At 35.6% G+C, this 13,286-nt stretch carries 14 protein-coding genes and 1 riboswitch; of the genes, 11 read left to right on the forward strand and 3 right to left on the reverse strand.

What is annotated here, in order from left to right:
• The first annotated feature begins 35 nt into the window (after nucleotides 1–35).
• The 4 genes from AC0ONG_RS29720 to AC0ONG_RS29735 all read left to right on the forward strand — a co-directional run bounded on the left by AC0ONG_RS29720 (nucleotide 36) and on the right by AC0ONG_RS29735 (nucleotide 5,176).
• Nucleotides 36–1,472, forward strand: a complete 1,437-nt coding sequence (locus tag AC0ONG_RS29720) for an FAD-binding oxidoreductase (protein WP_000746278.1) — start codon at nucleotides 36–38, stop codon at nucleotides 1,470–1,472.
• Complete coding sequence (locus AC0ONG_RS29725; RefSeq protein ID WP_000222368.1) at nucleotides 1,469–2,002, forward strand: MFS transporter; 534 nt, start codon at nucleotides 1,469–1,471, stop codon at nucleotides 2,000–2,002. Before AC0ONG_RS29720 ends, AC0ONG_RS29725 begins: the two co-directional genes overlap by 4 nt.
• A 78-nt stretch (nucleotides 2,003–2,080) precedes the next feature.
• Nucleotides 2,081–3,799 (forward strand): DUF3981 domain-containing protein, encoded by a 1,719-nt coding sequence (locus tag AC0ONG_RS29730; protein WP_000674042.1) that lies wholly within the window; start codon nucleotides 2,081–2,083, stop codon nucleotides 3,797–3,799.
• A gap of 117 nt (nucleotides 3,800–3,916) precedes the next feature.
• Nucleotides 3,917–5,176, forward strand: coding sequence for a multidrug effflux MFS transporter (locus AC0ONG_RS29735; RefSeq protein ID WP_223266695.1), 1,260 nt, complete (start codon nucleotides 3,917–3,919; stop codon nucleotides 5,174–5,176).
• A gap of 33 nt (nucleotides 5,177–5,209) precedes the next feature.
• Here the strand turns inward: AC0ONG_RS29735 and AC0ONG_RS29740 are convergent, their stop codons facing one another.
• On the reverse strand, nucleotides 5,210–5,656 hold the full coding sequence (locus AC0ONG_RS29740) for a hypothetical protein (RefSeq protein WP_000282869.1): 447 nt from the start codon (nucleotides 5,654–5,656) through the stop codon (nucleotides 5,210–5,212).
• Nucleotides 5,657–5,930: 274 nt separating this feature from the next.
• Between AC0ONG_RS29740 and AC0ONG_RS29745 the strand changes: the two genes are divergently transcribed.
• Nucleotides 5,931–6,434, forward strand: a complete 504-nt coding sequence (locus AC0ONG_RS29745; RefSeq protein ID WP_000756523.1) for a hypothetical protein — start codon at nucleotides 5,931–5,933, stop codon at nucleotides 6,432–6,434.
• 16 nt (nucleotides 6,435–6,450) lie between these two features.
• Here AC0ONG_RS29745 and AC0ONG_RS29750 read toward each other — a convergent pair whose 3' ends face one another.
• Nucleotides 6,451–6,666, reverse strand: coding sequence for a DUF3951 domain-containing protein (locus AC0ONG_RS29750; protein ID WP_127725542.1), 216 nt, complete (start codon nucleotides 6,664–6,666; stop codon nucleotides 6,451–6,453).
• A 169-nt stretch (nucleotides 6,667–6,835) separates the two neighbouring features.
• A riboswitch (SAM riboswitch) is annotated at nucleotides 6,836–6,941 on the forward strand.
• 136 nt (nucleotides 6,942–7,077) lie between these two features.
• On the opposite strand from AC0ONG_RS29750, the gene AC0ONG_RS29755 reads away from it, so the two are divergent.
• From AC0ONG_RS29755 to AC0ONG_RS29775, 5 genes are read left to right on the forward strand one after another with little or no spacing between them, the layout of a single operon-like run.
• Nucleotides 7,078–7,995 carry an ABC transporter permease gene (locus AC0ONG_RS29755; RefSeq protein WP_000289326.1) on the forward strand — a complete coding sequence of 306 codons (918 nt, stop codon included), beginning with the start codon at nucleotides 7,078–7,080 and terminating at the stop codon, nucleotides 7,993–7,995.
• 17 nt (nucleotides 7,996–8,012) lie between these two features.
• Nucleotides 8,013–9,017, forward strand: coding sequence for an ABC transporter permease (locus AC0ONG_RS29760; protein WP_000501537.1), 1,005 nt, complete (start codon nucleotides 8,013–8,015; stop codon nucleotides 9,015–9,017).
• Nucleotides 8,974–9,984, forward strand: a complete 1,011-nt coding sequence (locus tag AC0ONG_RS29765; RefSeq protein ID WP_136996855.1) for an ABC transporter ATP-binding protein — start codon at nucleotides 8,974–8,976, stop codon at nucleotides 9,982–9,984. Before AC0ONG_RS29760 ends, AC0ONG_RS29765 begins: the two co-directional genes overlap by 44 nt.
• Nucleotides 9,981–10,754 (forward strand): ABC transporter ATP-binding protein, encoded by a 774-nt coding sequence (locus AC0ONG_RS29770; RefSeq protein WP_000205646.1) that lies wholly within the window; start codon nucleotides 9,981–9,983, stop codon nucleotides 10,752–10,754. The genes AC0ONG_RS29765 and AC0ONG_RS29770 overlap by 4 nt, the downstream gene beginning before the upstream one ends.
• Before the next feature lie 13 nt (nucleotides 10,755–10,767).
• Nucleotides 10,768–12,378 (forward strand): peptide ABC transporter substrate-binding protein, encoded by a 1,611-nt coding sequence (locus AC0ONG_RS29775; RefSeq protein ID WP_000714110.1) that lies wholly within the window; start codon nucleotides 10,768–10,770, stop codon nucleotides 12,376–12,378.
• Between the two features lie 16 nt (nucleotides 12,379–12,394).
• Here AC0ONG_RS29775 and AC0ONG_RS29780 read toward each other — a convergent pair whose 3' ends face one another.
• Nucleotides 12,395–12,862, reverse strand: a complete 468-nt coding sequence (locus AC0ONG_RS29780) for a YusW family protein (protein WP_001221557.1) — start codon at nucleotides 12,860–12,862, stop codon at nucleotides 12,395–12,397.
• 172 nt (nucleotides 12,863–13,034) lie between these two features.
• On the opposite strand from AC0ONG_RS29780, the gene AC0ONG_RS29785 reads away from it, so the two are divergent.
• The gene (locus AC0ONG_RS29785; RefSeq protein ID WP_000949587.1) at nucleotides 13,035–13,250 is read left to right on the forward strand and encodes a hypothetical protein; all 216 of its coding nucleotides are present in this window, start codon (nucleotides 13,035–13,037) and stop codon (nucleotides 13,248–13,250) included.
• Nucleotides 13,251–13,286 lie beyond the last annotated feature (36 nt).

A 13,286-nucleotide genomic window follows, 5' to 3' on the forward strand; every position in this document is an offset into this window, starting at 1 on the left:
GTATCTCTTTTTGTTGCTAATAAGGAGAGTGTCCTTTGAAAAAAAGAAAGATAGCAGTGGTCATTGCGGCATATACGGTTTTGCTTGCAACGTCTGTACATACGTATAAAAAACAAATTGATCATCCTATTATGAGTGATGTAGGTAAATTGCTTCCGACAAAAATAAAACGAGTTGAAAGTGCTACGGAAGAGCACTCGTTAATAAAATTAGTGCGAGATGCAAAAGTTTCAGGAGAGAAAATTTCCATTGCAGGTATGCAACATAGCCAAGGAGGACAGACATATTATCCGAATGGTACGATGCTCGATATGAAAGGATATAATAAAATATTAGAATTTGATCCAGAGAAGAAGCGGATTACAGTTCAAAGTGGTGTCACGTGGAATGATATTCAGAAGAAAATAAATCCATATGGCCTTGCGGTACAGGTCATGCAGTCTCAAAATATTTTTACTGTTGGTGGTTCATTAAGTGTAAATGTACACGGTCGTGATATTCGTCATGAGGCACTGATTGATACAATAGAGTCATTTAGATTGTTAATGGCAGATGGCACGGTACGTAATGTAAGTAGAGAAGAAAATGCAGCGTTATTTCCATATGTCATTGGTGGTTACGGTTTATTTGGAGTTATTTTAGATGTGACGCTGAAGTTAACAGATGATGAATTATATGAAATGCACACGAGAATGATAGATTATAAAGAATACGCATCTTATTTCAAAGAGAAAGTGAAAAGAGATGAGAATGTTCGTATGCACTTAGCACGTATTTCTGTTGCTCCAAATTCATTTTTAAAAGAGATGTATGTGACAGATTATACTTTGGCACAAAATCAAAATATGAGAGAAGAGTACAGTGAATTAAAGGAAGAAAATATTATAGCTGCACCGAAATTTTTACTTGGGTTATCACGTTATAGTGATTGGGGAAAGAATACATTTTGGAATATACAAAGAGGTTATTTTGAACGTACAGATGGAAAGTATGAGACGCGTAATAATGTTATGAGATCAGATAGTGCTTTTATGGAATATGAAAATCCAAATAGGACCGAAGTGTTACAAGAATACTTTGTGCCTATAGATGCTTTCACGGAGTATATAGATGATTTACGTAACGTATTAAATGAAGAAGAGTTTAATTTGCTCAACATTACGATTCGTTACGTGGAAAAGAATGAAAATGCAGTTTTGTCCTATGCGAAAGATGATATGTTTGCGCTGGTTCTTTTAATTAACCAGGGACGCTCAGATAGTGAGATAAAGAAAACAGAAGATGTCATTCGGAAGATGATTGATGTTACTTTAAAGCATAACGGTAGTTACTATTTGCCGTATTATTCTTATCCAACGAAAGAGCAGTTAAAGAAGGCATATCCTCGTATTGAAGAATTTCTCAAGAAAAAGAAGGAAGTAGATTCAGAAGAGAGATTTGTGAATTTATTTTATAGGGAGTATACGAAATGACATATAGAAGATTTGTAGCTTCGCAAAGTATCATCATGATGGCAGGAAGTATGGTATTTCCTTTTTATATATTATTGCTTCGAAACGTTGGAAATAGCTTCTCGCAATTTGGCTGGGCGTATGGCTTATTTGCTTTAACATCAGCACTTGTATATCCACTAGTGGGAAAGGTATCTGATCAAGTAGGTGATAAAAAATTATTAATAATATACGCTTGGTCCATGGCAATCTTAATGCTTTGTTTTCCGATTGCCACGGAAGTATGGCATGTGTATCTTCTTCAAATTGTAATGGGAGTTTTAGGTGCTGTGCAGCGTAATACTGAGAAGACTTCGTTAGCACGAAAGGTTGCGCAGGAAAAGGCTGGTTATGAGATTGGAAAATACCATGTGTGGACATCCATTGGCGGAGCAGTAGCGGTTATTGCCACGGGATATTTAGTAGATTTCTTTACGATTGGTACAATTTTTTATATTGCATCTATTCTATATGTAGTAAGCGGGATTGTATTAAGTAGTAAAAAAATATAACTATTCCTATTTTCACCTTAATACCCTTTATTTGTTATACTAAAAGGGAATACAAAAGAAAAGGGGACAGTGCCTTTGATGAAATTTGTAGTTTTAGCTATTCTTACTTTGTTTTTGATTCCATGGACAAGAAGTAGTAGTAAGCTTCGAGCAGTGGATAAGAAGGGAGATAAGAAGGTTGTAAAGGGTAAGAAATCATCTATTTTAGTTATTCCTGTTTTATTTTGGATAGGTATTGCAATCTATGAATACTTTTGGCTAATTGATGATCGAGTAGATTCGATTCTTACTCATTATTCTGTTGCAGTAGCAATTTTAATTGGGCTTGTTTTATTTTCACAAGATCAAATAGGTAAATTAGAAGGTACGTTAAAAGGACTTCTAATGTTTATTTTACTCGCAAGTTACGGTTACTTTGGTTATTTGCACGATATAGTAATCTCGCAAAAGAAATATGATTCTGTTGTTAAGGTAGAGAAAGATATTTCAGAGCCATTTACTGAAAATGACCAGCCGTTTACAGTGCCGCCAAAGACAGCGGAGAATAAGATGAAAAAAGTATTTGGTGATATTCCGAAAGTAGCTTATTTTGAGCTAGGAGAATTAACGCCACAAATGGTAAACGGCGAAGCTTTATATGTAGCGCCGATTGAAGTTTCAGGATTTTTTAAAGCGCGTAAAGCTGAGACAATTCCAGGGTATGTAACGATGTCAGGTACAAATCCTGATGCGGAAGCGAAACTGCACCTCGGTTATAAAATGAAATATGTGCCAAGCATGTTTTTTGGTAATAATTTAGAGCGTGTGGTAAGGCAAGCAGAACCAGATTTAATCTTTAAAGGAAAACCTAAATTTGAGGTTGATGATAAAGGGAAACCATATTATACAATGACGTATGGTGAATTTATTTCAGGAAGATCTGGATTTGAGGTAGAGGGTGTTGTCGTAGTAGACGCACAAACAGGTGAAGTGAAAAGGTATGATAAAGGAAAGGCACCTAAATTTGTTGATGGTGTATTAAATCATGAGACTGCATCTACGTTAAATACGTACTTTGGTAAATATATTCACGGATTTTGGAATACGAAATTCTCGCAAACTGATATGAAGATTCCGACTGAGTGGGGAACGAAAGAAGGCGTGACCCCGATCTTTGGTAAAGATGGAACACTATATTATTTTACAGACTTTACTTCTCCAAAAGAAGGAGTAGATTCAGCCCTAGGCTATTCATTAGTAGATGCACGCACAGGCAAGCTATATTACTATAATGGAAAAGAAGTGAAGGGGATTATGGATGGTTCAGCAGCTACAGAAGTAGTGGATAATTCCTTTAAGAGAGAGAAATGGCATGGGACAATGCCTGTCATTTATAACGTATACGGTAAACCAGCTTGGATTATTCCGGTTGTTGATGATGGAGGCCTAGTACGTGCACATACAGTTGTATATGCTGCTAATGCAAAAATATTTGCGACAGGTTCTTCGCAGAAAGAAGCGCTTGAGAATTATAAAAACGTAATGAACGGTAATGGTGATACCTTTAGACCAACCTCAACAGGAAAAGAAGCGCAAAAAGAAGGTATTGTACAACGTGTATATAAAGAGAAATCAGGTGAAAATACAATCGTGTACGTACTTTTAGAGAATGAACAAAAGGTATTTATGATACCGGTGAAGAAATTCCCGTATGCTATGTTTACAGAAGTAGGAGACCCAATTCAAATTACATATTTAGATACAGGAGAGACGATGGCCTCAGTATCTAAATTTACGAATAGCAATGTGAAAAAGTAAAGCGATAGAATTTCTATCGCTTTTTTTACATTATGAAAGAGGAAAATGCGCTGTACTTGACGTATGTTTATGATGTAACTATAATTGTTACGATTCAGTGTGTATAGGAAAGGGTGAATTGAAAAAGTGAATGAAGTTAATCACGAAATATATAAACCTGTAAAGGCAAACAGGTTATGGATGATTCTTGTATTAGGAACACTTACGGCGATTGGGCCATTATCTATTGATATGTATTTGCCTTCATTACCGAAGTTAACGGATGACTTGCAAACAGGTGCATCCCTAGCGCAGCTTACATTAACAGCTTGTCTGCTTGGGCTGTCAGTAGGACAATTATTTGTTGGCTCAATTAGTGATATTTACGGAAGACGCAAACCACTTATTATTGCTCTTATTATTTATGTTGCTTCTTCTTTACTTTGTGCTGTTGCGCCATCTATTTGGACATTAGTGTTATTGCGCTTCCTACAAGGAGCTTCAGGATCAGCCGGGATTGTTATATCACGTGCGATGGTACGTGATATGTACTCAGGTTCTGAAATGACGAAGTTTTTCTCACTGCTTATGTTAGTAAACGGAGCAGCACCTATTTTGGCACCGATTATTGGGGGGCAATTATTACAGTTTACAACGTGGCGCGGTGTTTTCATCGTTCTTGGAGCAATTAGCGTATTCATGTTAATCTCAGCTACTTTTGTATTGCGTGAAACATTACCTCCTGAAGAAAGAGAAACGGGTGGTTTGTCAGGGACTTTGGCGACGTACGGAAAATTGTTAAAGGACCGTCTGTTTATGGGATATGCATTGTCACAAGGATTAGTAACAGCGGCAATGTTTGCATACATTTCGGGCTCACCATTTGTGTTGCAGAACATATACGGAGCATCACCACAGCAATTTAGTTTATTCTTTGCGATTAACGGCATCGGTATTATTATTGCTAGTCAGGTAACGGGTCGTTTAGCGGGGAAAGTGAATGAGAAGACATTATTTGTTGCTGGTATTATTATCGCAGCTGTTGGTGGCCTATCTTTACTACTGACAATCGTACTAGGAATAGGTTTAATCGGTGTTTTATGTTCGTTATTCCTTGTTGTATCAAGTGTCGGGGTTGTATCAACAACTGGGTTCTCATTAGCGATGAGAAATCAGAAGCAAGCTGCAGGAACAGCGTCAGCTTTATTAGGCTTATTACAGTTCATTTCAGGAGCGCTTGTCGCTCCGCTAGTAGGTATTGGTGGGAGTAATACAGCGTTACCGATGGGTGTTGTTATTGCGCTTTGTGAAGTAGGGGCAGTATTATGTTATCTATTTATGGCCAGAAGAAGTGAGAAGCAGTTTGAACTGCAACAAAGACAAAATTTAGAGGCTTAACAAAAAAGAACTGATTCAAAGGGAATGTTTGAATCAGTTCTTTTTTTCATTTCTTTGAAATACCTCATACATATTATTCATGATCGTATCATATAAAACAGCAAGTTTATCCCACACCCAGCGATTACTATCGACTTCTTTTTCCCCACAGTCGATAATATCGGTATGGTCAGTAATTTTATACGCTTTTTTAACGATAATAGGAGCAATCTTCGGTATACGTGGGATTTCCTTTAAGGTATCTGCAAAGTTTCCAATGTAGACATGACCGATGATTTCGATTGTTAATGATTTATCCGATATATTTAGCACGGTATGAAATTGATTTGTATGTTGTTGTTTTAAATATTGAGCTAACTTAAATGGAGCATGCTTCTTCTTTAATACGCGGCGAAGGCTCTCTGTATTTTCGATATGAAGTGATTTTTCGCGAATAAGGACACGAATATCTTCTCCCATAAAAGGCATTGTGTTGTACATAGATGATTCTCCTTAAAACCTTACATATGTTTGCGTTATGCATATGTAAGTCTAGCATGGTTTGTTCTTTATGTGTGCTTACAGTTTTGTAAGGTGATGTAGTAAAGCATTGCAAAAGTTATTTGTATAAAGTGACGATACTGTGACAAACATGTTGGTATATATATTACGATGTCGTCTTAAGTGTAAAAAGTAGGGCGTTCTCGGTATAATAACAAGTGGAGATAAAAGAAACTATAATGAGTAATAGCTGTAGATAAAAGGAGAAGAAGAGATGAAGAAGGTTTTGGGTATTGCTGTAATGGGAAGTATGATCCTTCTAGCAGGATGTAATGGAAATAAAGATACGAAAGAACCGAAAGAAAAGGTAGAGCAATCTACTGAACAAACAGAAGAGATGAAAGAATACCTTGCAGTACATGAAAAATACGATATAAAAATGAATAAAGAAATTAATAAAGCACTGCAGTTATTTGAAGTGGCAAAAGAAAAGGGCGGTAAGGAAATAACGAATGCAACATATAAAGAAGACGTGCAAAAGGTAACAACGAGCATGTTAGAAGATATTGATCATATACGTAAAGAAATTCGTGTTCCGAAGTCGAAAGAGCAAGAACATGAGGTATATGTTGGTTTCTTGAATGAATCAGAACAAGCGATGAAAAAATTACAGAAGTTAGCTAAAGAAGAAGATTCATCGTTGATTCGTGATATAGAAATTAACTTTGCAACAGCATCGACATACTATAAACGTTTTCAAGCAGAAACGAAAAAATAACCTTGCCTGTGCAAGGTTATTTTTTCTTCTTGCCATCTCTGTCTTCATCCTCAGATACTAATATTTTCTGTTCTTCGTGAAATTCGGAAATAGTTTGCCCGGTAATATTATCGAAAGGAGTATAAAAAGAAGTAATATGTTTCTTTTTAATAAAGAGTTTATAGGAGCCGATGATGACAAGTATAACGATTGTTAAGGGTAATCCTATAGTAGCAAGAAGTAAGGGGTCCATCTTATAACTCCTTTAACATCATTTCTTTTTATGATAAGCCGAAAACTGTAATTTCGATAAACGAATTAAAAACTGATTTTTCTAAATTTATCCAATTCGATTGACTTTTCAATTTTTCAGAATTATAATTCGAAATATACAATTTGAACCAAATAATAATATAGCAATTTACTTATCCAGAGAGGTAGAGGGACTGGCCCTATGACACCTCAGCAGCGGGTTCTGTAATAGGAACACCGTGCTAATTCCAGCAAGCAAGTCTTGAAAGATAAGTGATGGGCCTTTTTTTGTTAAGCCTTGATCTTATTTTTTAAGATCAAGGCTTTTTGTATTCTAAAAAGAGAAAAGGGAGTAATGGAAAAAGTACATTCATAAAACAAAGTAAATTCATGTGTTTAGGGGGTTATTGAAGTGTATGTAATTAAAAAATTATCGGTTATGGTGTTCACACTATGGGTTATTACGACAGTGACATTTCTAATTATGCATATTATTCCGGGAGATCCATTTTCATCAGATGCAAAAATCTTTCCTGAAGAAGTGATCCAAAACATGAGAGCGAAGTATCACCTTGATGAACCGTTATGGAATCAATATGTTGCTTATTTAGACGGTGTAGTTCATTTTGATTTTGGTGAATCGGTTCAATCAACCGGGCAAGGTGTATCAGAAATTATAACAACTGGCTTTGGTCCATCAGCAATTATTGGTCTACAAGCACTTGTTATTTCATTGTTAGTAGGAATTGCGGCAGGGACATTTGCTGCTCTATATCATGGGAGAGTAATTGACTATAGTGTGAGTTTGCTCGCAATTTTAGGTATTTCTATTCCAAGTTTTATTTTAGCACCACTATTTATACAAGTATTCGCTATCCAATTTGAGTTTTTACCAGTAGCCTCTTGGGGAACATTCGAACATACGGTATTGCCATCCTTTGCATTAGCGTTAGGGCCAATCGCAGTTATTACAAGGTTTGTTCGTTCTAATATGATCGAAGTACTGCAGAGTGATTATATTAAGCTAGCAAGAGCAAAAGGTATACCAATTAAGAAGATTATTATAAGACACGCTCTTCGAAATGCGATTGTTCCAGTACTTACATTTGTTGGACCGTTAATGGCTGGACTCTTAACAGGGACTTTCGTTATTGAAAAAATCTTTTCAATTCCTGGCCTAGGAAAATATTTTGTAGATAGTATTTTTAACCGAGACTATCCGGTGATTATGGGAACAACGATTTTCTATAGTGCATTATTAATTGCTTGTATTTTCATTACAGATATTATTCATCGCATTGTTGATCCGCGTATTCGTTCTATTACATAAGGAGGGGGGATATTTAAATGGGAGCTTATGAGATTAATGAACAGTTATTAACGAAAGAAGAGAAAAAAGAATTAACGATAAATAAAAATCAGCAAACAATTAGCAGAAAGAAAGAAGTGTTTCGTAAGTTTATATCGAATCCAATCGCAGTTTTAGGAACAGTGACGTTATTGCTAATTATTGTTTTCTCGCTTATTGGCGAAAGTTTAACTTCATTTACTGCGAGTGAACAAGTAAAAGAGGCAACAAATTTACCGCCGAGTAGTGAACATTGGTTTGGAACAGATGATCTAGGGAGAGATATTTGGGCACGTACTTGGGCTGGTGGGAAGATTTCACTAACAGTTGGATTAGTAGCAGCTGCCCTCGATATAGGGCTTGGTGTACTGATTGGTGGATTTAGTGGATATGTGAGAGGGCGTAATCGCCTTGGAACGTTAATTGATGAGTGGATTATAAGAGGAATTGAAGTATTATACGGCATCCCATATTTATTAATTGTTATTTTACTATTAATTGTTATGAAACCAGGTCTTTTCACCATTATTATCGCTCTTGCATTAACGGGATGGATTGGAATGGCTCGTCTCATTCGAGCACAAGTATTGTCTTTAAAACAAAGAGAGTTTGTTATTGCAGCAGAGCGATTAGGTACATCACATATGAAAATTATATATGGGCATTTAATTCCGAATTTAACAGGGATTATTATCGTAAATTTATCATTTACAATTCCAGCAGCTATTTTTTCAGAATCATTTTTAAGCTTTATAGGACTTGGAGTACAATCACCAGCGGCAAGTTGGGGGACGATGACGAATGATGCACTCGGGACATTATTGAGCGGAGAATGGTGGCAGCTATTTTTCCCGGCAATCATGATTGCACTCATTATGTTCGCATTTAATGCAATTGGTGATGGTTTGCAAGATGCGATTGATCCAAAAATCGTCAAACGGAATCGAAAGGAGAAAAAACATGGCACAGCTCTTATCTTTAGAAAACGTAACATTGACCGTTGAAAAAGAGAATAGTAAGCAAGCAATTGTGAAGCATGTTTCCTTTTCTATTAATGAAGGTGAAATCGTTGCACTTGTAGGAGAAAGTGGTTCAGGAAAAAGTGTTACAGCACAATCTATTGTCGGATTAAATCAAGAATCTATTCATATCGATGATGGAAATATAGCTTTCCAAGCAAATGAATTAACGAATTTACAAGAGTCAGAATGGAATCAAATTCGCGGAAAAGATATTTCCTTTATATTTCAAGATCCGCTTTCATCTTTAAACCCAACGATGAAGGTAGGCAAACAAATTACAGAAGTAGTTTTGCAACATGGGAAAAAATCGAAAAGAGAAGCAAAGGAAATTGCGATTAACTTGTTAACGGGTTTAGGGATACATGAAGCAGAGAAACGCTTTGAACAGTACCCACATCAATTAAGCGGAGGTATGAGGCAGCGTATTTGTTTAGCAATTGCGTTTGCTTGTCACCCAAAGCTTGTAATTGCAGACGAGCCGACAACAGCGTTAGATGTAACGATTCAGAAAAAAATTATGGGGCTATTAAAAGAAAGAAAAGAAAAACAAAATACGAGTATTTTATTAATTACACATGATTTGGCACTTGTACGTGAAGTAGCTGATCGAGTAGTTGTTATGTACGGGGGACGTGTTGTTGAAAAAGGAACGATACAGGAGGTAATAGGTTCTCCTAAACATCCATATACGAAAAGTTTATTACAAGCAATTCCGAATATGGATGATTCCGAAAAGGTATTACGTGCTATAGAAGGAACGACACCTTCCATTGAAACATTAAATAGCTTTGGTTGTCCTTTTGTAAATCGTTGTCCAGTAGCGATAAAAGAATGTATTCATCGTTTTCCAGAGAGAACCACATATTCTAAGGAGCATAGTTCACATTGTTGGCAACATGTTCTAGAGCATAATAAAGCGAAATCAAAAGAGAAGGTGAATGCCTCATGACGACAGATTTAATTACTATAAAGCAAGTAACGAAAACGTATGGAAGTAAAAGTAAAGAAATCACAGCGTTAAAAGACATATCACTTTCTATTCCGAAAGGAACAACACTTGGCATTATTGGTGAAAGTGGTTCAGGAAAAACAACACTTGGAAAGCTCATAGCAGGGATTGAGAGTCCAACGTCTGGTGAAATTGATTATAACGGTCAAGTCGTTCACAAGCTGAAATCAGCTCATAGGCGAGATTTTTTACAGAAAGTACAGTTCATTTTTCAAGATTCCACAGCAGCATTAAATCCGCGCTGGAAAGTACGCGATAGCGTAACGGAGGGTTATATTTCATTCGGTTTAGGTGATAAAGGATTAAAGGATAAAGTAGCAGGTGATGCGCTAGAACGTGTGGGATTAGATAGACGATATATCGATCGCTATCCGCACGAATTTAGCGGAGGACAACGTCAACGAATTGCTATTGCAAGAGCGTTATTGTGTGAGCCAGAAGTATTGATTCTTGATGAACCAATTTCAGCATTAGATGTTTCATTGCAAATTCAAATTGTACATCTGCTGCAAAAGATTCAAAAGGAACAAGGCTATACATATTTATTTATCGCACATGATTTGCCGATGGTTCACTATTTATGTGAAAAAGTGGCTGTCTTATATAAAGGAGAACTTGTTGAATTTGGAAATACGGACGAAGTGTTCTGTAATCCACAACATTCTTATACAAAAACACTATTGGCATCAACACCAAAAATTTCAGGTTAAAGGAGAATGTAGGATGAAGAAGTTTTTACTGTTTGTCATTATGACTGTTTTAGCAATTACTTCTGTCGCTTGCGGTAAGAAAGAGACGCAAAAGGCGAGTGCTGGTAAGGGAGAAGGAGATCGATTAGTAACGAATATTGGTAGCGATCCATATACACTTGATTCCGCTATTGCGACAGATAGCACGTCAGGTTATGTAATTGGACATTTATTCTCAAGCTTATATACGCAAGATAGTGATGGGAAATATCAAAATGAATTAGCAGAGAAAGAAGAAGTAAATGCTGATGGAACTGAGTATACAATTCATTTAAAGAAAGATATTAAATGGTCAGATGGTTCTGCTATTACAGCAAATGATTTTGAATTTGCATGGAAGCGATTATTGAATCCGAAAACGGGTTCTATGAATGCAACAGAAATGTATTTTATTAAAGGGGCAGAGGCATACAATACTGGAAAAGGTGAAGAAGGACAAGTTGGTATTCAAGTCGTTGATCCTCAAACATTAAAGGTAACTCTTGAACATCCAGTTGCTTCTATTAAACAGAAATTAGCAAGCTCATTATTTATTCCATTAGCTAAAAAGTCGATTGATGATAATAATAAATTAAAAACAGATCCAAAAGAGTTAATTACGAACGGGCCATTCACATTAAAAGAATGGAAGCATAATCAGGCTATTACAGTACAAAAAAATAAAGAATACTATGATAAAAAGGTAACATTAAAAGAAATTGAGTTTCGTATTATTCCAGATTCTAAAACAGCGTACCAATTATATAAATCAAAAGAATTAGATTTACTAAGCGGTTTACCGCAAGAAATGATTGAAAAAGAAAAAGGAAATAAAGAATATAAACGTGTTGCAGGATTTTCATCTTATATTTATTCGTTTAACGTAGAAAAAGAGCCATTCACAAATGCGAAAGTACGTAAAGCATTCTCATTAGCAGTTGATCGTAAGTTTATTGTTGAAAAACTGTATAAAAACAATGCACAAGAAGCAAATGCATTCGTTCCAGAAGGAGCAAAAACACAAAGTGGGCGTGATTTCCGTAAAGAAAAAGGTGGTTACGTTAAATTTGATCCAGCAGAAGCGAAAAAATTATTAGAAGAAGGCATGAAAGAACAAGGCTGGTCTACATTACCTGAAGTAACATTAAAATTCACTACAGATACACAACATAAAAAAGTAGCAGAAGCAATGCAAGAAATGTTTAAGAAAAATCTTGGCGTAGATATTAAATTAGAAAATAAAGAGTGGAAGAGTTACATCGACACATATAAGCAAAGTGATTTCCAATTGGCTTATATGGGATGGGGCGGTTCTTTATTAGATCCAATTACTAAATTAGATTTATATGCAGGTGATGGTCCAAACAATTATGCAAAATGGCATAATAAAGAATTTGATGCTTTAGTGAAGGAAGCAGAAGTTGAACAAAATGAAGATAAGCGTTTTGACTTATTGCATAAAGCGGAAGATATTATGTTTACAGATTCACCATTAATTCCAATTATATTCCCGTCGGATTCCTATTTACAAAAACAAACGGTATCTGGACTTCAATATTATGTTGGATCTAAACCAGATTTAAGATATGCAAAAATAAAGAAGTAGGCAATCGCCTACTTCTTTATTTTATTTCTCTTTTATATTCTTTTTTCGTTCCATCAGAGAAGACAACTTCTAAATCGAATTTTTGGTAGTCTTTATCAAGTTTAAACACGTTCACTACTTGATCGATTACTTCTTGGTCAGGAGTATCTTTATCAAATTTTAATTCTTGTAGAAGTGGGCTTAATTTTGTAATAGCCTCGTCACCTGTAAACTTTGCATTTGTTTTATGGTCTTCAAGCTTTGCTTCCATTTTCTTATCAGCGGCTACATTCTTATAATCAGCTTCGTAGTCTTTCTTCGTATCTTGATAGTCTGCATCTAAACTAAATTCATTAAAGTTTAGTTTTAAATCTGCAGGAGCCTCATTTTTTGCTTCTTCAGTCGTCTTTTTATTAGAAGTTGTGTCTTCTTTTGCAGGGGCTTTACATCCTGTTAATGCAGGTACTAGCATAAGAGCTAATAAAACTGATAGTAGAATTCTCATTATAAATTCCTCCTTATGTAAATTCGTTCTATACAAGTTTTTCCCAAAAACATGTAATTATGTATGTGTTGAAAATAAATTATTATCCTGCAGTCACAAGGGCTCATCCGCAATTTAAATCAAAAATGATTTGTATGTATATGGTAAATTGAAGTTGTGAGGAGGTACTGAAATGCTTTCTAAAACGTATCAAACGATCGGTGAATTATTTCAAGCAACATATGCAGCAAATGGCTATTATACAATAATATTCGGAGGAGTTAGTTTAGAGAGAAATATTATTTCATTATTAGTTATTGTATTGGTTACACAATTAGTAGCAGTGACGACTTTAGCTATAAAAGGAATGGTAAAGGGAAGAGGAAGCTCTGTAGTTAAAGTTGTATAAAAGTAAAAGGTATCCTTCGTAGGATACCTTTTACTT

The sequence above is a fragment of the Bacillus sp. TCT6 genome (genome assembly GCF_056033845.1).